Genomic DNA, 23,653 nt, shown 5'->3' on the forward strand with positions numbered 1-23,653 from the left:
TCCTTCCGGTATACGAACAATTTGTTCGTAACACCATGATGAATGCGTTGGAGAGGGCTTACAAAAGGCACTTTGCTGTTCGCAGCACCCCCGAGATCCTCCGCCCGCGCAACGCCCCACAACAGCACTGGGCGACGCACTTGGGGGCGGTGATGTCTCCGTTGAAGGGGTCCGGTGCCGAGCGCGAAAGGATGTGGTGCCGGTGTTCAGACGGTGCCAACCTCCCGGCGGCGTAAGGCAAGGAACGCGAACGTCACAAGCGCCGCTCCAATCCCGAGCATCCAAAAGCCGCCGCTCCAATCGGTTCCTGTATTGGTAACTACTGGCGTGTGCGTGAATGGCGAGAGGTCCCTGAGTGACTTGTCGAAGCCCAACATTCCCCCATAGATACCCAGCACGACGCCCAGGGCCAGCAACGCCCAGCCGATTGGAACAGTGGCGCGGGGAACGGTAACAAAAACGGCAGCAGGCGCAGCCAGGTAGAGCAGCGCAGCCGGGATTTGAGCCCCTGCGGTTTCCCATACGTTGCCCACTTCAACGGCTGATTCACCGGAGATCAACAAGGAATACCAAGCACCGAAGGCCGCGAAGACCATAACGAGCACCACCGAGGCCGCACCGAGGCCGAGAAAGCTGCCAAACCAACGAATGCGGCCGAGCGGTTGCGAGAGCACAAGTTCTGCAGTGCCCGCCACTTCTTCCTGCCGCAATCGCAGAACGGCCTGGAGTCCGCAGGCCGCCGCCAGGATGCCACCGATTTCAAATAAGACAGCGATGACCAGCTGCGTCATGGATGTCCCTTGCGCCTCGATCATGGCCCTAAGGATCGCTGTGACCGAGGAATTCGCGATGCTGACCTGCTGGATGGCAGCGCCGAGGGCGCCGGTGAGCAGGCCTGCAATAAACCCGCCAATGCACCAGCTGACAATCGCGCCCTGCTGGAGTCGTAGCGCCAGGGCGAAGGGCCCGCGGAGCGAGGGGCGGGCATCCGTCCGGCCTCGTCGTCCGGCCAGCACGCTCGCGCCTACATCGCGATTGGACATGATGACGGCCGTCAGTGAGACGCAGATGATGCCAAGACCCAGCGGAAGCAGCAGGGGCCACAATCGGTTTCCCGTGTAGGCAAAAGTCTGCTGGCCCCAACCGATGGGCGAAACCCAGCTCGGCCATGCTGCCGTGACAGTGAGGCCGTCCTGACTGACCTCGCCGGTCGCGTCCCCGAAGCCCCGTAGAAGATAGGCGGCGACCACTACCCCTGCCGCCGCTCCGTTTGCCCCACGCGAGGTACTCATGAACTCGGACGCGAGCAATCCCATCGTGAGAAACGCCAATCCAGTGGCTCCGACCGCAAGACCTGCAACCAGCGAACCGGCGGCGTCGAGCCCACCGGCGATAAAGCCGAACGTGACTGCCGCTGCCACGAGTACGTTTCCAACGAGCCCATGAGTCACGGTCGCCGCCAGCGGCATCCAACGGCCCGCGGCCGTGGAGGCTACGAGTTCAGCCCGGCCGGCTTCCTCTTCGGCGCGCGTATGCCGCACTGCCAGGAAGGTGTTCATCAGCCCGGCAAGGACACCCAAGAAGGCGAAGATCTGGAAAAACGTAAATGCATCCAGAGCGGGGCCCCTGACCAGTCCGCGGAGGATCAAAATGGCAGGCGTCGCCGTGGCAACATGCAGGATTTCCGTGCGGGAAGCATCGTCGCCGTACGCCGAAGCCACTGCTGTTGTGGCGAAAAAGGCGAGTGCACCGATGGAAGCAACCCAGCTCAGGAGTTGCCAACGGTCGCGGCGGAGTCGCTGCCAATACAAGTCAAGAAAGCGGCTCATCTCAAGCGCCCGTCCCCGCGGACGGGCGGCTCCGCCCACGGTGAGTACCGCCGTCGGGCTTCGCTTCTTCTGATTGCGGCGGAAGGGCATCGCCATAGTGCCGGAGGAACAACTCTTCCAGCGATGGTGGAGCGACCAGCAGGCCCTGTACGCCCAGACGGCCAAGAATCGGCAGGATCTCGTGGACACGGTCGGAATCGGCGTTGAACTTGATCCGGCCTGCGGCCACGGTGAGGTCGTGGACTTGGGAAAGGCCTTGGAGGGCTTGGACGTCCACCTGGTCCTGCGCGAAAGAGATCCCTGTACGGGTCAGGTGGCGCAGGGAGTCCAGTGTCCCGCCGTCAACGATCCGACCTGCCCGGATAATGCTGACACTATCGGCGAGCTGTTCCACCTCGGAGAGAATGTGGCTGGAAAGAAGGACAGTGGCCCCTTTCTCACTGACGAGCCTCCGGATCTCGCGAGTAAAGACGGCCTCCATGAGTGGATCCAGACCGCTTGTCGGCTCGTCCAGAAGGTAGACCTCACAGTCGGCAACCAGGGCTGCGATAAGCGCGACTTTCTGGCGGTTTCCCTTCGAGTAGGCACGGCCCTTCTTGGTGGGGTCAAAGTCGAAGAGCTGGCACAAACGCTCCTTGTTGCGTCGATACCCAGCGCGATCTGTCCCGCCGTCCCGAAGCCGCGAGAGGAAATCAATGGCTTCTCCGCCTGACAGATTCGGCCAAATGCTGACATCGCCCGGGACGCTGGCAACACGCCGGTGGAGTTCAACGGCGTCGGTCCATGGGTGCAATCCAAGGACTCTTGCAGTGCCCGACGACGCCCGTGCCAGGCCCAGCAGGATGCGCAGCGTGGTGGACTTCCCTGCACCGTTCGGGCCGAGGAAGCCGTGGACTTGCCCCGCCGTGACTTCGAGGTCGAGGCCGTCCAGTGCCTTGACCCGGCCGAAATTCTTATGGAGATCGACGGTCTGGATGACAGGGTCCATGGAGCCGAGGTTACGCAGGATCAGCGGCCCTGTGAAGGAATGGAGCTGGTCCGGCCCGGAGCGAGGCTGTGACTCCTGTCGCACTGTCTGCGATCAAAGACACCAAACCCCCGTGAGGCCAATCACAAGGCGGCCAAAAGTGATCTGCTGGATAGCGATCCCCTCCCAAAGACGAGAAGGTTTTACCATGCAACAAACCACGCTGGCTTCGAAGGACACCGTCCTCCAAGCCGCCGGTACGGCACTCAGCCGTGGCCTCAACGTCCGTCACATCCGCTTTATGGCACTCGGATCCGCGATCGGCACGGGACTGTTTTACGGTTCTGCGTCCGCCATACAGAAAGCCGGCCCGGCAGTCCTCCTGGCCTACATCATCGGCGGCGCAGCCGTCTTCATGGTGATGCGCGCCCTTGGCGAAATGGCCGTCCGACACCCCGTGTCCGGCTCATTCGGCCAGTACGCGAGCAAGTACCTTGGACCGTTCGCCGGCTTCGTTACCGGCTGGACATACGTGTTTGAGATGGCGATTGTCGCCATTGCGGACGTCACAGCCTTCAGCATCTATATGGGCTTCTGGTTCCCACAGGTGGACCGCTGGATCTGGGTCCTCGCGATCATCCTGTTCCTGGGCGCCATGAACCTGTTGAGCGTTAAGGTCTTCGGTGAACTGGAGTTCTGGTTCTCGCTGATCAAGGTGGTGGCCATCATCGCCATGATCGTCGGAGGCGCAGCAATCGTCGTGTTCGGCTTCCAAACGGGCGACGGCGGCGGCGTGGCACCGGGGTTGGGGAACCTGGTTAACCACGGCGGTTTGTTCCCGAATGGCTTCGAAGGGCTCCTGGCCGCGTTCGCCGTCGTGATGTTTGCTTTCGGTGGGATCGAAACAATCGGCATTACCGCTGGCGAAGCCGCCGATCCCAAAAAGGTCATCCCGCAGGCAGTTAATACTGTGCCAGTCCGCGTCCTGCTGTTCTACGTCCTGACCTTGGGCGTGTTGATGAGCATCTTCCCGTGGAATGAAATCGGCAGCAGCGGCAGCCCCTTCGTGCAGATCTTCGACGGCTTGGGCATTCCTGCTGCGCCGCACATCCTCAACGCCGTGGTAATCACTGCAGCCCTTTCCGCTATCAACAGCGACATCTTTGGTGCTGGCCGCATTCTGTTCGGACTTGCCCAGCAGGGTCATGCTCCGAAGAGCTTCGGCAAAATCTCCAGGCATGGCGTCCCTTGGATGACCGTGGTGATGATGGGCGGCATCCTGCTTGTGGGCGTTGTGCTGAACGCTGTGATCCCGGAGGACGTGTTCGTGCTGATCGCCTCGATAGCCACGTTTGCCACAGTGTGGGTGTGGGTGATGATCCTTGCTTCGCATGTTGCCATGAAGCGGGAGATCAAGCGCAAGGGCCTTCCGGCGTCGGAATTCGGTTCACCCCTGTGGCCGGCAGCATCCATTCTCACCATGGCGTTCATGGCCCTGGTGATCGTGATCCTCGGGGTCTTCGAGGACACGCGGGTAGCCCTGTATGTCGGCGGTACCTGGCTGATCCTTCTGTTCGTCGCCTACAAGCTATGGGTTCGCGGTGGTGGCCTGCGTCGTGCAGAGCTCGTGGACGAGACCGCGTCGATCCCCTTGGTGAAGGTTCCGTAGCTCCGCCGTCCAAGTGACAGTTAATGCCAATGTTCACGCAGAACGTTGGCATTAACTGTCACCTCGCGGACCAGCTACCTGGCCGACCACCCGCCGTCCATTGTGTAGCTCGCTCCGGTGACCATACCGGCGTCGTCCGAGGCCATCCAGGCTGCCAACGACGCGACTTCCTCAACCTCCACCAGCCGCTTTACCGCCGACTCCGTCAGCATTACTTTCGCCAGGACCTCTGCCTCGGGGATGCCGTGGAGCCGGGCTTGATCGGCGATCTGTCGCTCCACCAAGGGCGTGCGGACGTATCCGGGGTTGATGCAGTTGGACGTCACTCCGCGCTCACCGCCTTCCAGGGCAGTGACTTTGCTGAGCCCTTCGAGGCCATGCTTCGCCGAGACGTACGCACTCTTGTAGGCCGAAGCCCGGAGCCCGTGAACCGAGGAGATGTTGATGATCCGCCCGAACCCATTGGCGTACATGTGTGGGAGCGCAGCCCGGATGAGGAGGAACGGGGCCTCCAGCATCAGGGTCAGGATCCGCCTGAATTCCGCAGGTTCGAACTCCTCGATCGGCGCTACTTTCTGGATGCCGGCGTTGTTGACCAGGATGTCGCAGTCGAGGCTGAGGGCGGCCAGGGCATCGACGTCCAACAGGTCCACGGTCCACGCCGTGCCGCCCAGCTCGTCTGCGAGTGCCGCAGCTCCGGAGGCATCGACGTCGGCCACTACAACTTTCGCACCGCGGGCGGCGAGCGCGCGGGCGCAGGCTGCCCCGATTCCGCTCGCACCGCCGGTGACCAGTGCTTTGCGCCCGTTCAAGGAGTTGTCCATGGAATCAGCCCTTCGCTGCGGTGCCGGCAGATGAAGTAGCGAGTCCATGCCGCAAAGCGTCGGCTTCGTCCACGTCCTGCAGCGCGATGCCCTTGGTTTCCTTCAGCGAAACGACGGCGACGACCGTGATCGCGCAGGCGATCACCAGGTAGATCGCCGTGGGGAGCCAGGAACCGGTGTCCTTGAGCCACTGCGTCGCCAGCAGCGGAGCGAGTGACCCTGCGAAGATCGACGTAACCTGTGAGCCGAGCGAGACGCCGGAATAGCGCATGCGGGTGGGGAAGAGCTCGGACATGATGGCCGGCTGGCCCGCGTACATGAATGCGTGCAGGCACAGGCCGATGGTCACGGCGAGCACGATCACCGCGGCGTTCTTCGTATCGAACATGGGGAAGGCGAAGAACGGCCATGTGGCGCCGGCGATTGCTCCCACCAGGTACACGGGCTTGCGACCCCAGGCGTCAACAAGACGTCCAACCTGCGGGATGACGAGGAAGTGGATGACGTGCGCAATGAGCAATGCCAGCAACAGCGATGACGTGTCGTACTTGTGGACGCTCTTGAGGTAGACGATCGCGAAGCTGACCACGAGGTAGTACATGATGTTCTCGGCGAAGCGGAGGCCCATGGCCTGCAGGATGCCCTTGGGGTATTTGCGGATGACTTCGCCAACGCCGTAGCTGACGGCCTTCGACTCCTCCACCTGCGCCTTGGCCTCGAGGAAGATGGGTGCCTCGGTGACGTGGGTGCGGATGTAGTAGCCGACGAAGACGATCACTGCGGACAGCCAGAATGCTACCCGCCAGCCCCAGCCGAGGAATGCCTCGCTGCTCAGGGTGGTGGACATGATGAACAGGACCAGCGTGGCCAGGAGGTTGCCCACCGGAACTGCTGCCTGCGGCCAGGATGACCAGAAGCCGCGCGACTTGTTGGGACTGTGTTCAGCTACCAGAAGCACAGCGCCGCCCCACTCGCCTCCGAGCGCGAAGCCCTGGATGAAGCGGAGCGCCACCAGCATGGCCGGCGCCCAATAGCCGATGTTCGCGAAGCCGGGGAGGCAGCCCATGAGGAATGTCGAGACGCCCACGATCACAATGGTCAGCTGGAGCGTGGGCTTGCGGCCCAGTTTGTCACCGATCTGGCCGAAGACGATTCCGCCGAGCGGGCGGGCTACGAAGCCAACCGCGTACGTCAAGAAGGCCTGGATGATGCCGTCCAATTCGTTGCCGGTGCTCGGGAAGAAGTACTTGCCGAAAACCAACGTCGCGGCGGTGGCGTAGAGAAAGAACTCGTACCACTCCACCACTGTGCCCACCATGGACGCAGCGACGATCTTCTTAAGGCCGGAGCCCTTGCCGGATTCGTTCCCGGCCCTTGATGTGGAGCGCTGCTCTACGCTCATATCCATCTCCTCAGTGTCCTCGTTGACCCTTTTGACAGTGCCCTGATGCATGCTGTGATCCACAACACGAAATGCTCCACTGAGTATTACTGCAGATTCATCCCGCCTCAATGACCAAAAGGGCACTAAGTGTGTGCAGAATTGCAGATATGAAGCCTAACCCGGATGATCTCCTCATCCTCCTCGCCGTCTCACGCTCAGGAAAATTCACGACGGCGGCACAAGCCTTGGGCTTGAACCACACCACCGTTTCGCGCAGGATCGCGGCGCTGGAAAAGGCGCTGGGAGGCCGCGTCCTCGCACGGGCTGCCGGTGGCTGGGAAGTCACGGAGTTGGGGGCTGAGGCGGTACTGGTCGCCGAACGCATTGAAACTGCGGTGGGCGCACTGGGACCCAGCGACGGCGCACCCGACCCCATTACCGGCGTCGTACGCATGACCGCGACCGATGGTTTCAGCGCCTACATCGCCGCCCCGGCAGTAGCTCGACTTCGGCGCGACCACCCAGGGCTCAGCGTCGAGATTGTCACCGTGACGCGGCGGGCGCTTCAGCAACGCTCCGGCCTGGACATCGAGGTGGTGGTGGGGACGCCACAGGTCCACCGGGCAGAGGCAATCCGCCTGGGCGAGTACCGGCTGGGAATGTACGCCTCGCGCGCGTACCTCGCGGACAACGGGACACCCGGCAGCATCGAGGAACTGACGCAGCATCAGTTGGTCTACTTCGTGGACTCCATGCTCCAGGTGGACGATCTGGACGCGCCAAGGAGGCTCGTCCCGTCCATGCGCGATGGGCTGAGCTCCACCAACGTGTTCGTGCATGTAGAGGCGACGAGAGCGGGTGCAGGCGTGGGATTCCTGCCTTGCTTCATGGCTGATCGCCACGCAGATTTGGTGCGGCTCCTGCCATCCGACTTCGCGGAGCTCCTCCCCTACTGGATGGTCCTGCGCCCGGACTCGATGCGCCGCCCAGCGGTGGCCGCCGTCGTGCAGGCCCTGCGCGAAGAGACGGAAGATCGGCGCGAGGAGCTATTGGGCTGAAGCCGCCGGCGGATCGTGCCGGACCGGGGTTCCGGCGGCGAAGGCCCGCACTTGGGCGTCGTTCCAGATGTGTGCAGGGACGGCCCCGCCCAGGAGCTTGCGGGCCAGCGTCGGGTCGTCGCCGAATGGCACGTGGCTGCCGGCCATGATCATGTTCCCGTAGCGGCGGCCCTTGAGCATGGCGGGGTCGGCGATGATCATGGTGTGCTCAAAAGTATCGGCGATGGTTGCCGCATCAGCGCGTGCATTCTTCAGGTCCGGGGCGTCACCCGAGTTGACCACGTACAAGCCATCGGGGGCCAGGACGGCGTCGGCGTGGGCGTTGAACTCGCGGGTGGTGAGGGCGCGCGGCGTGAAGGCTCCCGCGAAGACGTCCCTGATGATGAGGTCCCGCGTATCAGGGGTCAGTGATTCGGTCACTTCCCGGGCCTCGCCGACGCGGATCCGCAGCAAGGGCGCCTTTGGGAGTTCGAACCAGCCCCGGACGTAGTCGGCGAGCTTCCCATCGAGCTCCACTACCACTTGCCGCGCATCCGGGTACGCCGCGTTGAAGTATCGCGCCATGGAACAGGCTCCCCCGCCCAGGTGCAGGGCCCGAAGCTTTGGCTTGTCCTCCCGCGGCCATCTCGATTCCACCAGCGCAGCAATCCAGCGCATGTATTCGAAGTCGAGGAACAGCGGGTCAGCGAGGTCAATGTGCGAGCTCAGCACGCCGTTGATCTTCAGGAGCCAGCCGTTGTTGTTGTCAGGATCCGGAAGCAGTTCGCAGTCGCCGGTGTCGATGTAATAGACGCCTGCTACCGGACCGGCAGGCCGGGTGCCTTGAGGCACCTCGATGACTCCCGCCGTCGACCTTCCCGCCCGGCCGGACTTGCTTGCTTTGCTGGATTTACCGGGTTTGGCCACTAAAACCGCCCTGCCTGAGTCATGGCTCCAGCCTAGTGGAGGAGCGCATCATCGCGTTCCATCCGAGCATTTCATAAGGATGCTTACCATTTGGTGTCGTTGGGCCATAAGATCTCTTCATGGAAGCTTTGGGATCGGTTTGGGTGGAGGTGTTTACAGTCGCGTTCGCGTGGTTGACCGTGGTCTGCCTGCTGATTGCCAGGGTGCCCAAACCGCCCAGCATCCTGGAGGAACCCCCCGAGGCCGAACGAACCGGCAACACGGTGCCGGCACCAGGAGCCCGCCAAGGACGGCTACGGCATCTCCTGCCCAAGCCACACGCAGCCAGGCGTCCCAGGCCACGCCACCGTCAGCGGGCAACGCCCAACGCGTGACAGCTGGGCCTTCAGAGAAATTAAAGCCCGACGCCGGGCCGCACCATCCGGTGTTCCGGAAGTGAGTACCACGAGGGGTCGCAAAGCTGCCGCTTGCCGTCGGGCACGAAGCCGTTGCGGCGGTAAAAGGCCTGGGCGCGCGGATTATCATCGAGGACCCACAGGTAGGCCGGACCATCACCCAGGAGCGCGTCCAACAGCGCCTGACCCACGCCGCGGCCATGAATCCGTTGGAGGGTGTAGAGCATAAACAGCTCCAAGTCGCAGGGGCTGTCCTCGTCCCTTCCCGGTCCTGAAGCCGCGATTCCTACCAATTCACCATCGGGATCATGGGCCAGCATCCGCGGATGGCCTGCCGAGATCGACGCCCTATACCGCTCGATCCTGTCCGGCAGGGCAGCTTCCTGCTTCGCGAAGAATTCCGGCGGCAGCAAATGCCCATAACTCTCCCGCCACGCCTGGACATGCATGACGGTCATAGCTTCGGCGTCGTCAACCGTTGCAGGGCGCAGCGTCAAATCCATCGGCTACCGCACCCTGGCGATAGCGAAACCATCCCAGCCCTTACTGCCCACAGTCTGGATTGCGGTGGCATCAAGACGCGGGTCCTGGCCCAGCATTTCCAGGGCCTTGACGATGCCCGGCGCGTTTACCTCGTCCCGTGAAGGCTCCAGGATGGAACCGTCCCAGATGACGTTGTCGATCACGATCACCGTTCCCGGGCGGCCAAGACGGATGGCCCAGTCAAGGTAGTTGGCGTCGTTCTCCTTATCCGCGTCGATGAACACAAAATCGAACGATTCCTCGCCCACCAACGTGGGAAGCGTGTCCAAAGCGGCGCCCACCCTGATGTCCACCTTGTGCCCCACTCCCGCAGCGTCCACATTCGCCCGCGCGACGTCAGCATGCTTTTGGAGGTACTCGCACGTCACCAGCCTGCCGTCGTCGGGAAGTCCCTGGGCCATCCAGATACTGCTGAATCCAGCCAACGTACCAATTTCCAGGACATGCTTGGCTCCGGACAACTGCACGAGCATCTTGAGCAACTTGCCGGCGTTCGGCGCCACTTCGATCTGCGGCATGCCCGCCTCGGCTGCAGATGTCAGGGCGCGCTTGTGGGCCGGATCAGGACGCACGACGACGTCAGTCAGGTAATGCTCGACGTCAATCCAACCGGGTTCAGCCACGTGTTCAATCATGGCCCCCAGTCTTGCACTGGTCACTGACGGGGGAAAGAGCTAGTCCGTGGTGGAGATAGCCTCTTCCAGACGCTCCACCTTGCCGGTCAGCTCACCGCTGTATCCGGGCCGGATGTCCGCTTTGATCACCAAGGAGACGCGGCTGCCGAAGCGGCCCACGGCCTCCGTGGCCCGCTTAACGACGTCAAACACTTCATCCCATTCGCCTTCGATGGTGGTGAACATGGAGTCCGTCTGGTTCGGCAATCCGGACTCCCGGACGATCTTGACCGCGGCGGCAACGGCGTCGTGCACGGAGGCATCGGGGGTGGGTCCGCCGTTGGTGGCGGCTGCGGGCTGGCCTGAAGGGGCGACTGAGAATGCAAGCAACATGAAATCCAGTGTTTCACGTACTGGTTTGTCACATAACGCCCTACTCCAGCGTAACAAGGGGTCAACCGCGGTCCGTTGCTACCCTGACAAGCATGGAACAGCCCTCTGAACGCAAGCCCCTCAGGGCCGACGCTGCACGAAATGTGGACAAAATCATCACCGCAGCACGGCAGTGCTTCCGGGAACACGGCCCCGAAGTTCCCCTGCAGACCATCGCCGCCACGGCAGGAGTTGGTCCGGCTACGCTGTTCCGCAACTTCTCCGATAAAGAACAATTGGTACTTGCGGCACTCTCCCGCCAACTCCGCCAGCACGTGGATCCTGTTGCGGACGCATCCCTCGAAGGCATGGATGCCGCCGAGGGTCTCATCAACATCATCGATGCCGTCATGCGGGTGGCGAGCGAAGACGCCAACCTGCTTGACGCCGTCGCAGGCCGACGCGGACTCCTCATGGGCATTACCGGCGGCCTCATCGGCTCCATGGCCACGCTCCTCGAGCGCGGCCAGGGTCAGGGTTCGCTGCGTCGCGATATCACCATCGAGGACATGGTCCGTCTCGTTGCCATGCTGATCGGTGCCGTGGACACCATGGAACCTGGCTCCGAAGCCTGGAAGCGTCCCGTGGCGCTCATTGAAGACGCCATCCGGACCGAGCGTCCGTCCCGCCCACTCCCGGAACAATCGCCTATCCCAGGCGTGACGTTGACCGAGGACGTCTAACTTCTAGCCCCAGCCGAGCAGCCTCAGCAGTGCCGCTACGGCAGCACCGGAAATAACCACCACCAGGAACGGCGCGCGTAGCCAAAGAGCGACGGCGGCCGCCGCCAGTGCGCCGATTCGGGCGTCCAACACCAGACCTTGTCCGGACGCGAGGGCATTCACCACGGTGAGGGACGCCAACAACCCAATGGTCATAGTGCCTGCGATGTGCATGATCCTGGGGCTCTGCAGCAGCTTGGCCGGGACAAAGTAGCCCACCAGTTTGGTGAGGTAGGCAAGCGCGCAGGCGATGAGTATCCAGAGCCAGAGGTTCACTGGTCTCCCCCGTTCCCGCTGCGGCTGTGTCCATGCCCGTGCTCTCGCTTTTCTGCGTATGGATCTACGTCCGGCTCGAGTCCTTCATCCATCCGTGCGTGGCTGAACCAACCGATCACACCGGCCACCAGAGCAGCCACCAGAATGGGAACTCCGGAAGGAACAAACGGCACGGCGAGGATGGTCGCAAGAGCGCAGGCAGCGGCTATGGCCCAGGGTTCGCGTCCCTTCAGCCTCGGCCACAGCAACGCCAGGAACGCAGCAACCGCGGCGCCGTCCAGGCCCCACTGCTTGGGATCACCCATCGCATCACCGGCCAAGGCGCCGATGGCAGTGAAGATATTCCAAAGAATGAATATTCCGATGCCGGCAGTCCAAAACCCGCGGCGTTGCTCGTCGGGGTCCGACTGTCCGGACGCCGTCGCAGTTGACTCATCGATGGTGACATGGGCTGAGATGTAGCGACGCCATCCACGTGGACGCAGCATTGCATTGATCTGCATGCCATATATGCCGTTACGCAGTCCGAGCAAAGCGCTGGCCGTCATGGCTGCCACGCCGGATCCGCCACCGGCCACTACTCCGATGAACGCGAACTGTGAGCCCCCACTGAACAGCAAGAGGCTCAGCACCATTGTTTGCCAGAAATCGAAGCCTGACGCCACGGAAAGGGCGCCGAAGGACACCCCATAAAGGCCCGTGGCAATGCTCAGCGACAGGGCAATCTTGAAAGCTGGCGAATCCCTGAGTTTCAAGGGAACTGCTGGACCTCCACTCACTTCCGCAGGCTCCAGGACCACAGGATGAGCGGAACCTGAAGCGGCAATCTCAGCGTGTGGACGCGTCGTTGGCTGGGCGTGCCGTCGGGACCGTATGCACGGCGGAGAGCATCAATATGCCCTGCAAGGAATACGGTAAACATGGCTGTAGTGGCGTCCGCAGCCACTTTTCGGGTGGCGGGGATGAGGAGCCCGACGGCGGCAGTCGCCTCGAGCAGGCCGCTGGAAGCGACCCATTCCTCACGGGACATAAGAGCTAGGGGACCATTTGGCTGGCTCCCCGGCTCGTCGCTGCGGCACAAGTATTCAGGCACAACCGGGTAGTAGAACCCAGGTGTGCGGAAATGCTTCATGGCACTGGCCAGGAGAAGTGCGCTCAGACCGATTGCAGAAGTGGTTTGGGTGGCACGGGCTGACCAGCGGAATGACATGAGACCACTCAATCACAAGCGCGGTGGGGCCCAAAGTTCGGTGTTATCTGCTTGGGACCTGAAGCTGGGCCAAGACCTGCGCGGGTTTGTTCGTGGTGATCTCATGGATGCCCAACCCCTGGCAAAGAGCTACGTCGTTCTCCGAGTCCACGGTCCAGACCCTGAACACCCTGCCGGATTCCAACCACCGTTGGACGTTGCTGGCGTGTTCCCGCACGTAGTCGATGCCCGGTCCGGCGATTCCTACCTCACCGAGATCCAAAACGCGTTCGGCGTCCAGCTGCGTTGCCTTCATGACGTTGGCCACCGCACCTGCCGTGATCGGCCCCAGGCCTAGTTCTTGCCGAAGCTCCTGCACCGAGAAATTGTCCACCAATTGGCAAACGTGCTGGGGTGGGACCTTGGTCAACAGGTGCTGGATCGAGTCGGAATCGAAGCTCATGAAGGAAACGTGGATGTTCTCCAGGCGGGACTCCCCGGGCGTCCATCCCTCACTGAGCAGCAGCTCGATAACCCGGTCCTCAAGGTTGAGCTGGTAGGGGCTGGGGTGCTTGAGCTCAATCGCCAAACCAATCTCGCGCCCGGCGCCACGCAGAATGTCCAGGAGTTCCGGCAAGGTAAGGAATTGGTCAGCGATTCCGCCGTACGCGTCGGGTATCCGGGCGCCCTTCCAGGAGGAGAAGTCCAAGGCCCGGAGTTCCTCGAGCGTCTTCTCCGAGACCGGTCCGGTGCCGGTGGAAGTGCGGTCCAGGTTGGCATCATGCAGAAGGACGACGTGCTGGTCCCGGGTCAAGTGAACGTCGCACTCAACGCCGTCAGCTCCGTCCGCAATCGCCTTAAGGTATGCCGCACGTGTGTGTTCCGCGAATGCAGCACTGGCACCGCGGTGTGCATAGACCTTGGGCCGGCGAGGGAGGGAGTCGTCGCTAGTCATGCAGCCACCGTAGCCCACGCGGCTGCACGCACGGGGCTACGCTGGGCTAATGCAGGTGAACTCTGAACAAATCCCAGCCGAAGACGTCACCAACCACGCCCAGCCAGCCCCAGCGACAGCTTCCGGAGCCGCTCAACCGGGGCCCGCCGTCGTCGGCCGTTCTGCCGGAGACGAGGAAAAGGCAGCCGCCCTACGCCGCATGAAACGGCTGGCCCTGGCGCTGTTGATAGGCATGGCCATTGTGTTCATGGTGGCGTTCGCTTTCCAGAAGCAGTACCCGTGGCTTGAGTATGTGAGGGCTGCGGCCGAGGGTGGCATGGTGGGCGCTTTGGCTGACTGGTTCGCGGTCACGGCGCTGTTCAAGTACCCCATGGGCTTGAAGATCCCGCATACAGCCATCATTCCGCGCCGCAAGGACCAGATCGGCGAATCACTGAGTGAGTTCGTGGAGAGCAATTTCCTGTCCCAGGAGGTTGTGCAGGACAAGTTGGCGAGCATTGACGTTGCCCGTAAGGCGGGCCGTTGGCTGTCCGGGCCCGGAGGTGCCGAACGCGTGGCCAAGGAAGGCGGCGCGATGATCCGGGGCGCGTTCACCGTGCTGAATGACGACGACGTGCAGGCGGTCATCGAAGGCATGGTCCGCAAGCACCTGCTCACTCCGCCGTGGGGACCGCCCGTGGGTCGGATGGCCGAACGCATCTTTGCAGATGGCCACCACCACAAGCTGGTGGACCTGCTGGTTGACCGTGCCGCCGATTGGATGGATGCCAACCATGCAACCGTCAACCGGCTGGTTTCGGACCGTTCACCGGTGTGGGTGCCGACGTTCGTGGACGGGCTGGTGAGCGACAAGGTCTACGTAGAGCTCCTGAAGTTCGTACGCGCGGTGCAAAATGACCAGAACCATCAAGTGCGCAAATCGATCGACGCTTACCTGACGGACCTGGCGCAGGACCTGCAGCATGATCCGGCCATGATCGAGCGCGCCGAGACCATCAAGGCCCAGATCCTTGGTGATCCTGAAGTCCGGGAACTGGCCTCGCGCACCTGGGGAACAGTGAAGAATGCGCTGCTCACCGCCGTCGACGATCCGGACAGCGAACTCAGCCAGCGGTTCAAGAGCGCCGTCCGGGACTTCGGTTCGCGGCTGGTCAACGACGACGAACTCGCCGGGAAAATCAACGCGTGGATCGGTGACGCCGCGGGCTACCTCGTGAACACCTACCGATCGGACATTGCCGGCGTCATCTCGGACACGGTTGCCCGATGGGATGCCGAGGAAACGTCCCAGAAAATCGAGCTGCAGGTTGGCAAGGACCTCCAGTACATCCGCATCAACGGAACTGTTGTGGGTGCCTTGGCCGGCCTCGCGATCTTCACCGTGGCGCACCTGCTGTTTGGCTAGGAAAGGCGGCTCACCCCAGCAAATGAACCATCTGTCCAGGACGCGCTTGGCCCAGCAGGTCCAGATCTTCGTCGCGAACAACTGCGATCACGGGGGACTTGCTCGTCGGCGGGTGCCCAGCCAGTGCAATGACGGGAAAGCCCGACGCCGGCAGCAGGACTGAGCCTGACAGCAACGGTTGCGCTTGGGATGCTGGAGTCGTGGCCGGCTCCGCGCTGCCAGCCCGCCGAGCGGCCTCAAGTGGGCGACCCACCAACCGGGCACCTACCCGGTCCGATTCCGGCGAGAGGATCCAAGGTTCGCTGGTCAGCCGAAGCCAGGTACCGGCGTCGTAATTTTGGGCTTCCGGACCGCGCTTTACTCGGGCCACCACCGGACGTTCGGGATCCAAGGCTCGACGCGGGGCGTGGTTCTCGATCGGAATATTGTTGCCGTGGGAGCGCCCGAAAGTCAGTGTGCCGCTGGCGCGAAGGGGTTCCGCTTGGGGTTCGATGCCGCCCTGAACGGCCAGGTAGTACCGGATCCCGAACATCGCCGGCCCAAACTCCAACACCGCCCCGGGGCTGACGCGAATAGCCTTGTTGAAGGGTAGTTCGGAGCCGTTGAGCTTGACCACGCCTTCCGCGCCGGTGACGGACAGAGCCGAGGCCGTGACGAACCGGAGCCGGAGACCACCCAGAAGTATTTCCAAGCCGGCCGCAGAGTCAGGGTTGCCCAGCAGTGCGTTGGCAAGGTGCAGGGAAGCGCGGTCCAGTGCCTGGTCAGGTGCAACGGCCAGGGTCAAGGGGCCCGGGTCAACAGCAACGGCACCCACTTAGAACCTCCTCTTCAAGGTGCGTTCCAGACCAAACTAGGCGAACGCATCAATCTCCACCCCAGCCTCCTCCAAGCCTGCCCGAACGGCCGCGGCCATGTTCACAGCGCCCGGGGTATCACCATGGATGCAGAGGGAATCGGCACTTACCGGGACAACCGTTCCGTCCACGGCCACCACTTCTTTCCGCGTCGCGAGGCGAACAGCCTGGGTAACCACCGCGGCGGGATCGTGCAGCACTGCGCCTTCCTCGGATCGCGGGACCAGCGTGCCGTCCGGAAGGTACGCCCTGTCCACGAATGCTTCCCGGAAGACCGGGTGTCCGGATTCCTCGGCCAGCTTCAGCCACGCCGAGCCCGGCAATCCCAGCACCGGCAGCCCGGGATCGTAGGCGTGGACTGCAGCAACCACGGCCTCAGCTTGGTCGGGATCGTGGACGATCCTGTTGTACAGCGCTCCGTGCGGTTTGACGTAGTCCACTGAAGCCCCCACTGCATGGGCCATCCCGTCCAGGGCGCCGAGTTGGTAGAGGACATCGCCGAACAGTTCGTCGAAGGTCATGTCCAGCGAGCGCCGTCCAAAGCCGGCCAGGTCCCGATACCCCACATGCGCGCCAACGCGGACGTCCAGTTCGAACGCGGCACGGCAGCTGTCCAGCATGGTCAGGGGATCTCCTGCGTGGAAACCGCAGGCCACGTTGGCGCTGCTCACGATGCGGAACATCGAAGCGTCGTCGCCCATGGTCCAGGAGCCGAACGACTCCCCCAGATCAGCGTTGAGGTCCACTGTTACCGCCTTCCAGCGTCAGGTTGTTGTTGGTCTCGTTGGTGGATGCGAGCAGTTCGCCGGGAATCGTATCGGGCAGCGGCCCAAAGGCTTCCTTGGCAGTTGCGATGACGGCGCGGCCCATCATCAGATTGCCGGCACCACCCACCACGGCACCCACGCCAAACGGCAGGGCCCGCCCGAGGAAGGCAGAGCCTTGCCGCTTCAAGAGGTTCTTCAGGAACGCGCGCTGGATGGCATCGCGGATAACGCCGAAACCGCTGCCCGGAATCTTCTTGGTGAGCGTCTTGCCCCAGGCATTGGTCACGCCCTTGCCCCGTCCGAGGGACTGGCCGCTGAGGGCGCCCAGCAGCGATGTGCCTTCCTCGCCGAGCATGATGGCCATGACCATCGTTCTTGCCCGTTCCGGATCCGTCAGCCGGATACCGTGGAGCTCCGCCAGCGTTGATGCATAGAGCGCGGTCGTCTCCAGAAACCCGACCGTGGCAAGGGCGGAGAGACCCAGCGAAGCTGCAGTTCCGATACCGGGTACGACGGCGGTGGCCCCCACGGCAGCTCCCCCGCCGGTGATGGCGGCCAGGTAGTCGCGCTCCAACTTTGCAGCAAGCTGTATCGGTGTTGCTTTTGGATGCCTGCGCTGCATTCTGCGCAGATTTGCCAGGACAAGTGGCCGCTGGATTTCAACGGCGCGCAGCAAGACATTGTGTACGCCCGGCTTGGTGTTGCCTTGGGCGTCGAATACTGCGTTATGGGCTGTCTCTTGGGCGATTTTCACCGCCGGGTTGGGTCGCTTGGGCATCTTCACCTCTGCTTGGCAGTTAGTCGTTTCGCGGAGAACTACTGCGTTCAGCCTATGCCACAGCCAGCTTTGTATGTGCCCGTTAAGAGGCTTGTTCTGCGCGTTTCCGGGCGAGGATTCAGCGCAGAGCGGACCTCTCAAGAGAGCCCACCCGGCGTAGACTTGGGTGCACTCACGGAAGCAGTCCAAGCAAGGACAGGGAGTATCCGTAATGAACGCAAACAACAAGGCAGAACACATCATCCGGCACCACACCGACGCTCCTGCAGAGGGAGAAACGGAAGGCTGGGTTTCGCACGATACGGGCATCCACAGCCAGGATGCTGCCGAGGGTCCCGACTTCGACGACGACGCCCCGGCGTCGGGCGCTTCATAACTCCGCCTCCTCCCGCACTTACCGCTGGTCGCCTTCTGGGGCTGACCGGCCTTTGGGGTGCGCGAATGTGCGTGGCTTCCTGACCTTCATTGAGACAAAAAGGGGTCCAGATCGCCGGAAAAGTGCATTTTTGGCCCGCAAACAAGGTCAGGAAGCCACCGAGCCAACCGCGCGGCTCACTTCGGGGCAGGCCCTGTGGTGTTGCGGATGACCAAGTGCGGTGTCCGTACAAGGTGGGCAGGCGGCGTCGAGCCTTCCAGACGATCGATGGCACGGTCGACGGCGGCCCGCGCCAGGAGCGGGGCGTCCTGGCTGACGGAGGACAACTGGACGTAGCTAAGGCGGGCGAACTGGCTATCGTCGTAACCCAGGACGGACACATCCTCAGGGACCCTGAGCCCAGCGGCCCGGAAGCTTTCCCAGATGCCGAGTGCGCAGCGATCGTTGAAGGCAAGGACGGCGGTGGGCAGGTCCTCCAGAAGCTCTCGACCGGCCCGGAGCCCGTCTTCTTCAGTGGCGCCACCGGGAACCACCCGGGATTCGAGCCCCCGGCCAGCCATCCCTGCCCGGAATGCTTCGCGGCGTTGGGGACTCGAGACAGCGTCCCCACCGTCCACGTGGGCAATTCTCTGATGCCCCAGCGAAGTGAGATATTCCAGCGCGATGCGGATACCGGCGTCGTCATCGCTGCTGACCGAGTCCAGGGAGTCGCCGACGTCGTCGCGGAGCAGGCTGACCACTGGAAGCCTTGCGGCATAACCAGCCAACTCGTCCTCCCCAAGCTCTGGAGAAATCATGATCAGGGCTTCACAGCCCAGATCCAGGAGAGATTCGACCGCACGCGATTCCGGCCGGCCGTTGGCCACTGCGCTCAGCGCGATATCGTAGCCGCGGACAGTTGCTCCGGCGTAAGCGGCGTCGACGATTTCGGCGTGGAACGGGTGAGACGTGGAAAAGCTGACGCCCAGGAGCCTCGTCCGGCTGCTGCGGAGAAGCCGTGCACGGCTATCGGGACGGTAGCCGAGTTCCTTGGCCGCCTGCTGGACTTTAAGCCGCGTGGCTTCAGAGGCTCCAGGAGCGTCCCGCATCACGATGGAAACGAGCGCACGGGAAACCCCGGCCGCTTCAGCCACATCCATCAGTGTGGGACGTTTTCCCATCATGGCCCTCCTTTGCCCGCAGCCAGTCTATAGAACGATCTAAGACGCCCACGGCATAATAGGCTCCTGCCCCAGACGTGCGGCCGGCCGCGACTCAGACGACCGACCGCACTAGCCCGGTTTTCGCAGTGACGGCGCCCCGGGTGGGCCCCAGAACCCACCACATCCATCACTGCCAACTCAGCGTTGTCCGCGGACATGTACCGAAAAGGGCAACGGCACATTACGCGCTACAACGACTTGGGCACTGGATATGTGCTCTGACCTGCGTAAACGTGACGCGGGCTTTTCGAATAATCTTCAACACCCCGAAAGCGTTGCCGTAACGGTGACATTTTTCTTCGCCCCGGCTCACTTAACAGGTGTTGGAACGAGCAACTGACTGATGCGCGGCAGGAGCCACCTATGAACACCCTCAACCAGGTATCGGCATTATCGGCTGCCCTACCGCTTGCCGATGCGCCTGACATCCACCTCCTGTTCATGGCCGGCCTGGTTTTCCTTGCCGGCATTGTTGGCGTTGGCAGCGTCCTGCTGCTCCTGTTGCTGACCCCGCTCATCAGGCTGGCCTTCGGGCGTCATCTTCCTCCTGCACGTGCCCGACGGAACGACGACACCTAGCCGGAGTACAGCAAGACACGGAGCTAGAACGATCTAGACATCAGCGGACCCAGCGTGCGAGCATTGCTTCACTAGATCGTTCTAGAAGTCTGAATCGAGGAACACAATGACGTACCTTCAGCACCCGGTCATCGAGGACCGGCCTGTCCGCATCGCCGTGATCGGCGCCGGATGGATCGGCGCATTCCACGCCGGGTCCATCGCCCGGAGGATCCCGAATGCACGGTTGGAAGCCATCGCTGATCCAGTCCTACCCGCTCTGGAAGCCCTCGCAAGCCGCCTCGGCGTCACCAAAATCAGCACCGATGTTGCCGACGTCCTCGCCGATCCCGACGTGGACGCAGTACTTATCGCTACTCCCCTGAGGTTCCATTCCGAGCTGATCGCCGCTGCCGCCAAAGCCGGGAAGGACGTGTTCTGCGAGAAGCCCGGCGGACGGACTATCGCCGAACTCGACTCCGCCATTGAAGCGGCGGAGAGTGCCGGCGTCGTGCTCCGTTTCGGTTTCAACCGCCGCTACTCCAACGATTTCGCCGCGGCCCGGAAGCTGATCGACGACGGCGTAGTCGGAGTCCCGCAGCTGCTCCGCTCCCTCACTCGCGATCCCGGTACCGAAGAGGGCATCAGCAACCCGGAGAGGATTGCCCCGGGCACCATCTTCCTGGAAACCCTCATTCACGATTTCGACACCCTGAACTGGTTGAATCCGGGCGCGGTCCCCGTGAAAGTCCATGCAGTCGCGGATGCTTTGGTTGCTCCCGAAGCCAAGGCTGGCGGCCTCCTGGACACTGCGGTTGTCACTGTCACTTACAGCAACGGTGCCATCGCTGTAGCAGAAGCCAACTTCAACGCCCTCTACGGTTACGACGTCCGCGGCGAGGTGTTCGGCTCCGCCGGCATGGTCACCGCCGGCAGTCCACAGGCCACCAACGCCACCAGCTACACAGCCGCCGGCATCGGGTCAGACACCACCCGCCTGAACATCGATCTTTTCCACGACGCCTATACGGCAGAGCTGGCCCACTTCGCGGACGATGTCGCCGCACGCCGGGGCAGAGTCAATCAACGCACGACGCCGGCAAACCCGCCCGCCGCTGTCGCTGCTCCCGGGGGCGTGGATGCACGCAACGCCCTGGCGGTTGCCTTGGCCGCTTTCACGTCAGCGCAGACGGGGCTTCCCGTTGATGTTTCCTCGATTGCCGATCTTAGTCCAGCCGAAACGCCTTCAACAGCACAGCTTCAGGCCGCGGGGCAGGGAGCATGAGCTTCCGCTTGGCGGTCTGCGCCGAGATGGTCTACGGCGAGCTGCCATTGATCGATCGCGTGCGCCGCATTCACGATCAAGGTTTTGAGGTGGAGCTTTGGGACACCCGTGGCCGGGACATCGCAGCCCTCGCAGCAACCGGAGCCAGGTTCTCCTCCATGAGTGGCTACTTCGGCGGCAGCGTCATCGATTCCAGTACTGCGCATGAAGTACTGGCCTCTGCCGAAAAGTTGATCCCCACAGCACTTGAGCTGGGCGTCGAACGCATGGTGGTTCACCCAAGCGAACTCGGCGAAGGCGGGCGGGCTGTCCGTCCCGCCCACCGGTCCACCGGCGGGATGTGGTTGACAGGCCTCCGAACTCTGGAACAGCTGGCTGAGCTGGGCCAAAAGCACGGCATCGTGTTTGCCTTGGAAAATCTGAATACGATCCTGGACCACCCCGGCATTCCCTTGGCGCGCGCCAAGGACACACTGGAAATGGTCAGGGCTGTGAACCACCCCAACGTGAAGATGATGCTGGATCTCTACCACGCCCAGATCGGCGAGGGGAACCTTATTGAGCTCGTGCGCTCTGCCCAACCCTTTACGGGCGAGATCCAGGTTGCCGACGTGCCGGGCCGCTTCGAACCAGGGACAGGCGAGATCAACTACCCGGCCATCGCCAAAGCGCTCCGCGACGCCGGGTACACCGGAGTGATCGGCATGGAGGCCAGTGCGATCGGGGGTCAGGGCATCCAAGCGGGCGACGCAGCGTTGTCAGCCTTCCGCGCCGCGTTCTCTCCCAACTGAGTCGCAGCTGAGCGCGTTTAGACGGCTCTAAACGCGCTCTAATGCGACTCAGTTGGGTTGTGCTCCCGCAGCAGCAACACCCCGGCATTGGCGGCGACGATCAGTCCGATGCCCACCCACTGCCCCGCGGCCAGGTCCTGATGCAGGACCACGGCACCGATGACTGCAGCAAACACAGGGTTGATGCTCATGAGCACGCCGAACATGTTCGCGGGGACCCGTCGAAGCGCGATCAGATCGGCCACGTAAGGCAGCACGGATGCGAAGATTCCGGCCGCCACGGCGCAGAGAACAGCCAAGCCGTCCACTGGCTGACTGATGAAAACCACGACGGCGACCGGCAGGAACAGCGTGGCCGACACTCCTGTTGCGGCTGCTGTGCCCTGAATTCCCTGCACTCTTTTACCGACGGTCCGGTTCAGGAGGATGTAGGCGGCCCAACTGCAAGCGGCGATGAGCCCCAAGCCGATCCCGACAAGGTCCATGGATGCTTCGGGCCGGGTGATGGCCAGGACGCCGAATGCAGCGACTACAGCGCAGAGCGCACTGCTCTTTCGTCGCGAGCTGATCAAAGCCACGGCTAGGGGCCCAAGGAACTCAAGGGTGACGGCAAGTCCAAGGCCGATCCGTTGGATAGACCCATACAGGCCAAGATTCATGGTGCCGAACGAAACGGCGAGCAGAAGGACGGGCCACCATTGCCGCCAGCTCAATTCCCTCAACCGGGGCCGGACGATAGGCAAGAGAACGGCCGCCGCCACGAGCTGTCGCACCGCCACCACACCTACGGGTCCCATGACAGGAAAGGCGAATGATGCCGTGGCGGCGCCAAGCTGGTTGGAAAGTGCGCTGGCCAGGAGGGTCGCCGCGCCACCGGCCTTCCGGGACGGCTTCACTCCCACTGCCCTCGTATCGATCATGGGGAAATTCTGCGCTTGGACCGTCTATCCGCTAAATGCATGGACGAGGCTATTTATGCGGTGGGCGTATGAATAAGATGGACGGTATGGACGTCGAGGTGAGGCAACTACGGTGCCTCCTGGCTGTAGTCGAGGAGGGCACCTTCACCGATGCCGCCATTGGCCTGGGAATGTCCCAAGCGGCCGTTTCACGCAACATCTCCGGGCTGGAACAGGTTCTCGGGGTGCGGCTCCTGGAACGGACCACCCGCAGCGTGGGCCTGACTCCCTCCGGTGAGCGCGTCGTAGCCAAGGCACGGCGGGTCCTCTCACTTCTGGGCGATCTCGAAAGGGAGGCCCGGTCCGGTACTGGAAAGATCCGGATCGGCTATGCGTGGTCCGCTTTAGGCGAGCACACCATGGAGTTCCAGCGCCGATGGGCGGTCGCAATCCCGGGCGTGGAACTGCAGCTGCTGCACTCCAACTCCCCTACCGGCGGCCTCGCCGAGGGAACCACCGACTTCGCTATCCTTCGACGCCTTCCGGATGCGGCCGGCGTCGAGCACGTCCGGATTGGCGAGGAGAAGCGGTACTGTGCCATGTCCTCGGACGATCCCCTGGCAGCGCGACGTTCCGTAACCATGGCGCAGGTGGCCCAACGGCCCGTGGCCATGGACCTGCGGACGGGAAGCACGACTCTTGAGCTGTGGGCGCAGGAGGAGCGGCCGGACATCGTACCCATTAACGATGTGGATGATTGGTTGACGACGATTGGCAGCGGGGCGGCGCGCGGCATGACTGCCGCGTCCACGGCCCACCAATATCGACGCCGGGGCATCATCTACCGTCCGGTACGCGACGCCCCGTCGGTGTCCGTCTACCTCGCGTGGTCCACGAAGGATCCGCCGCAGGAGCGCGGCCGGATCGTGGAGTTACTGATCGGGCTGTACTCGGGATGACGGCCAGCTCCCCGCG

General features: G+C 62.9%; 27 protein-coding genes. 10 read left to right on the plus strand and 17 right to left on the minus strand.

From position 1 onward, the window contains the following. Nucleotides 1–206: 206 nt before the first annotated feature. The gene (locus KSW38_RS02505; RefSeq protein ID WP_254185965.1) at nt 207–1,829 is read right to left on the minus strand and encodes an ABC transporter permease; all 1,623 of its coding nucleotides are present in this window, start codon (nt 1,827–1,829) and stop codon (nt 207–209) included. Nucleotide 1,830: 1 nt separating this feature from the next. Then, on the minus strand, nt 1,831–2,817 hold the full coding sequence (locus KSW38_RS02510) for an ABC transporter ATP-binding protein (RefSeq protein ID WP_216922366.1): 987 nt from the start codon (nt 2,815–2,817) through the stop codon (nt 1,831–1,833). Between the two features lie 187 nt (nt 2,818–3,004). On the opposite strand from KSW38_RS02510, the gene KSW38_RS02515 reads away from it, so the two are divergent. Then, entirely contained in the window at nt 3,005–4,465 is a 1,461-nt protein-coding gene (locus KSW38_RS02515; RefSeq protein ID WP_216922368.1) for an amino acid permease, read from the plus strand. 74 nt (nt 4,466–4,539) lie between these two features. Here KSW38_RS02515 and KSW38_RS02520 read toward each other — a convergent pair whose 3' ends face one another. Both KSW38_RS02520 and KSW38_RS02525 read right to left on the minus strand, forming a co-directional pair. Further along, entirely contained in the window at nt 4,540–5,289 is a 750-nt protein-coding gene (locus KSW38_RS02520) for a 3-hydroxybutyrate dehydrogenase (protein ID WP_216922370.1), read from the minus strand. A 4-nt stretch (nt 5,290–5,293) separates the two neighbouring features. After that, nucleotides 5,294–6,691, minus strand: coding sequence for an MFS transporter (locus KSW38_RS02525; RefSeq protein ID WP_216922372.1), 1,398 nt, complete (start codon nt 6,689–6,691; stop codon nt 5,294–5,296). A gap of 149 nt (nt 6,692–6,840) precedes the next feature. Between KSW38_RS02525 and KSW38_RS02530 the strand changes: the two genes are divergently transcribed. Next, on the plus strand, nt 6,841–7,731 hold the full coding sequence (locus KSW38_RS02530) for a LysR family transcriptional regulator (RefSeq protein WP_216922374.1): 891 nt from the start codon (nt 6,841–6,843) through the stop codon (nt 7,729–7,731). Here the strand turns inward: KSW38_RS02530 and KSW38_RS02535 are convergent. Further along, a complete protein-coding gene (locus KSW38_RS02535; protein WP_428982344.1) occupies nt 7,720–8,637 on the minus strand; it encodes a spermidine synthase in 918 nt (305 codons plus the stop codon). The genes KSW38_RS02530 and KSW38_RS02535 overlap by 12 nt on opposite strands. A 119-nt stretch (nt 8,638–8,756) precedes the next feature. On the opposite strand from KSW38_RS02535, the gene KSW38_RS02540 reads away from it, so the two are divergent. Further along, complete coding sequence (locus KSW38_RS02540; RefSeq protein ID WP_216922867.1) at nt 8,757–9,011, plus strand: hypothetical protein; 255 nt, start codon at nt 8,757–8,759, stop codon at nt 9,009–9,011. Between the two features lie 20 nt (nt 9,012–9,031). Here KSW38_RS02540 and KSW38_RS02545 read toward each other — a convergent pair whose 3' ends face one another. From KSW38_RS02545 to KSW38_RS02555, 3 genes are read right to left on the minus strand one after another with little or no spacing between them, the layout of a single operon-like run. Next, nucleotides 9,032–9,535, minus strand: coding sequence for a GNAT family N-acetyltransferase (locus KSW38_RS02545; protein WP_216922376.1), 504 nt, complete (start codon nt 9,533–9,535; stop codon nt 9,032–9,034). A 3-nt stretch (nt 9,536–9,538) separates the two neighbouring features. Further along, nucleotides 9,539–10,210, minus strand: a complete 672-nt coding sequence (locus tag KSW38_RS02550; protein ID WP_216922379.1) for an O-methyltransferase — start codon at nt 10,208–10,210, stop codon at nt 9,539–9,541. 39 nt (nt 10,211–10,249) lie between these two features. Beyond that, entirely contained in the window at nt 10,250–10,582 is a 333-nt protein-coding gene (locus KSW38_RS02555; RefSeq protein ID WP_216922381.1) for a thiamine-binding protein, read from the minus strand. Nucleotides 10,583–10,674: 92 nt separating this feature from the next. On the opposite strand from KSW38_RS02555, the gene KSW38_RS02560 reads away from it, so the two are divergent. Next, nucleotides 10,675–11,304, plus strand: coding sequence for a TetR/AcrR family transcriptional regulator (locus tag KSW38_RS02560; RefSeq protein WP_216922383.1), 630 nt, complete (start codon nt 10,675–10,677; stop codon nt 11,302–11,304). 3 nt (nt 11,305–11,307) lie between these two features. Here the strand turns inward: KSW38_RS02560 and KSW38_RS02565 are convergent, their stop codons facing one another. Genes KSW38_RS02565 through KSW38_RS02580 form a run of 4 tightly spaced genes read right to left on the minus strand, consistent with a single transcriptional unit; the run spans nt 11,308 to nt 13,763 of the window. Next, the gene (locus KSW38_RS02565) at nt 11,308–11,619 is read right to left on the minus strand and encodes an AzlD domain-containing protein (RefSeq protein WP_216922385.1); all 312 of its coding nucleotides are present in this window, start codon (nt 11,617–11,619) and stop codon (nt 11,308–11,310) included. Then, nucleotides 11,616–12,398: an AzlC family ABC transporter permease gene (locus tag KSW38_RS02570; protein WP_216922387.1), complete on the minus strand. Its 783-nt coding sequence runs from the start codon at nt 12,396–12,398 to the stop codon at nt 11,616–11,618. The genes KSW38_RS02565 and KSW38_RS02570 overlap by 4 nt, the downstream gene beginning before the upstream one ends. Continuing rightward, nucleotides 12,395–12,829 (minus strand): DoxX family protein, encoded by a 435-nt coding sequence (locus KSW38_RS02575; RefSeq protein ID WP_216922389.1) that lies wholly within the window; start codon nt 12,827–12,829, stop codon nt 12,395–12,397. Before KSW38_RS02575 ends, KSW38_RS02570 begins: the two co-directional genes overlap by 4 nt. Nucleotides 12,830–12,872: 43 nt before the next feature. Next, the gene (locus tag KSW38_RS02580) at nt 12,873–13,763 is read right to left on the minus strand and encodes a glycerophosphodiester phosphodiesterase (protein ID WP_216922390.1); all 891 of its coding nucleotides are present in this window, start codon (nt 13,761–13,763) and stop codon (nt 12,873–12,875) included. Nucleotides 13,764–13,812: 49 nt separating this feature from the next. Between KSW38_RS02580 and KSW38_RS02585 the strand changes: the two genes are divergently transcribed. Further along, complete coding sequence (locus tag KSW38_RS02585) at nt 13,813–15,168, plus strand: DUF445 domain-containing protein (protein WP_216922392.1); 1,356 nt, start codon at nt 13,813–13,815, stop codon at nt 15,166–15,168. 10 nt (nt 15,169–15,178) lie between these two features. On the opposite strand, the gene KSW38_RS02590 is transcribed toward KSW38_RS02585, so the two are convergent. Genes KSW38_RS02590 through KSW38_RS02600 form a run of 3 tightly spaced genes read right to left on the minus strand, consistent with a single transcriptional unit; the run spans nt 15,179 to nt 17,567 of the window. Then, the gene (locus KSW38_RS02590; protein ID WP_216922395.1) at nt 15,179–15,982 is read right to left on the minus strand and encodes a biotin-dependent carboxyltransferase family protein; all 804 of its coding nucleotides are present in this window, start codon (nt 15,980–15,982) and stop codon (nt 15,179–15,181) included. Between the two features lie 36 nt (nt 15,983–16,018). Beyond that, nucleotides 16,019–16,768 (minus strand): LamB/YcsF family protein, encoded by a 750-nt coding sequence (locus KSW38_RS02595; RefSeq protein ID WP_216922397.1) that lies wholly within the window; start codon nt 16,766–16,768, stop codon nt 16,019–16,021. Continuing rightward, on the minus strand, nt 16,752–17,567 hold the full coding sequence (locus KSW38_RS02600; RefSeq protein WP_216922399.1) for a hypothetical protein: 816 nt from the start codon (nt 17,565–17,567) through the stop codon (nt 16,752–16,754). The genes KSW38_RS02595 and KSW38_RS02600 overlap by 17 nt, the downstream gene beginning before the upstream one ends. Nucleotides 17,568–17,778: 211 nt before the next feature. On the opposite strand from KSW38_RS02600, the gene KSW38_RS02605 reads away from it, so the two are divergent. Continuing rightward, on the plus strand, nt 17,779–17,943 hold the full coding sequence (locus tag KSW38_RS02605) for a hypothetical protein (RefSeq protein WP_216922401.1): 165 nt from the start codon (nt 17,779–17,781) through the stop codon (nt 17,941–17,943). A 176-nt stretch (nt 17,944–18,119) separates the two neighbouring features. On the opposite strand, the gene KSW38_RS02610 is transcribed toward KSW38_RS02605, so the two are convergent. Beyond that, complete coding sequence (locus KSW38_RS02610) at nt 18,120–19,106, minus strand: LacI family DNA-binding transcriptional regulator (RefSeq protein WP_216922403.1); 987 nt, start codon at nt 19,104–19,106, stop codon at nt 18,120–18,122. A gap of 402 nt (nt 19,107–19,508) precedes the next feature. Between KSW38_RS02610 and KSW38_RS02615 the strand changes: the two genes are divergently transcribed. The 3 genes from KSW38_RS02615 (at nt 19,509) to KSW38_RS02625 (ending at nt 21,779) form a co-directional block, all read left to right on the plus strand. Beyond that, on the plus strand, nt 19,509–19,724 hold the full coding sequence (locus KSW38_RS02615) for a hypothetical protein (protein ID WP_216922405.1): 216 nt from the start codon (nt 19,509–19,511) through the stop codon (nt 19,722–19,724). Between the two features lie 106 nt (nt 19,725–19,830). Continuing rightward, on the plus strand, nt 19,831–20,988 hold the full coding sequence (locus KSW38_RS02620; protein WP_216922407.1) for a Gfo/Idh/MocA family oxidoreductase: 1,158 nt from the start codon (nt 19,831–19,833) through the stop codon (nt 20,986–20,988). Further along, nucleotides 20,985–21,779, plus strand: coding sequence for a TIM barrel protein (locus KSW38_RS02625; protein ID WP_216922409.1), 795 nt, complete (start codon nt 20,985–20,987; stop codon nt 21,777–21,779). Before KSW38_RS02620 ends, KSW38_RS02625 begins: the two co-directional genes overlap by 4 nt. Before the next feature lie 38 nt (nt 21,780–21,817). Here KSW38_RS02625 and KSW38_RS02630 read toward each other — a convergent pair whose 3' ends face one another. Next, nucleotides 21,818–22,699, minus strand: coding sequence for an EamA family transporter (locus KSW38_RS02630; RefSeq protein WP_216922411.1), 882 nt, complete (start codon nt 22,697–22,699; stop codon nt 21,818–21,820). Between the two features lie 68 nt (nt 22,700–22,767). On the opposite strand from KSW38_RS02630, the gene KSW38_RS02635 reads away from it, so the two are divergent. After that, complete coding sequence (locus KSW38_RS02635; RefSeq protein ID WP_254185966.1) at nt 22,768–23,637, plus strand: LysR family transcriptional regulator; 870 nt, start codon at nt 22,768–22,770, stop codon at nt 23,635–23,637. The last annotated feature ends 16 nt before the right edge of the window (nt 23,638–23,653 follow it).

It is taken from the genome of Paenarthrobacter aromaticivorans (genome assembly GCF_019038615.1).
GTDB lineage: Bacteria > Actinomycetota > Actinomycetes > Actinomycetales > Micrococcaceae > Arthrobacter > Arthrobacter aromaticivorans.